1 pseudogene is annotated in these 353 nt (G+C 66.9%); it reads left to right on the forward strand.

The features are described from left to right. Nucleotides 1-353, forward strand: a pseudogene (locus QRT08_RS18420) (hypothetical protein); the annotation flags it as partial.

A 353-nucleotide genomic window follows, 5' to 3' on the forward strand; every position in this document is an offset into this window, starting at 1 on the left:
GTGAACGTCGTCGAGGCCGGCGCCGACAACGACGGCGACAGCTCGATCACCTCCACGCTCCGCCAGGTCGCCGAAGATGACACCCTCGTGAAATTCCCCGCCGGCGAATACCTCCTGGACGGCCAGGTCCGCATCGCCGGCCTCTCGAAGTTCGCCATGGTCGGCGACGACGCCACCATCACCATCGCCCCCACCGACGGCTACTCCTTCAAACTCGGCACCTACACCAGCCCGATCGACGACCTCCACGTCGAGGGCTTTACCGCCGACATCTCCGGCGACGACACCGGTGGACGGGTCTTCGAACTCCAGGCCGGCGACAGCCTCTACGCGGGCGACATCACCGTCGACGG

The organism is Halalkalicoccus sp. NIPERK01 (assembly GCF_030287405.1).
Lineage (GTDB): Archaea > Halobacteriota > Halobacteria > Halobacteriales > Halalkalicoccaceae > Halalkalicoccus.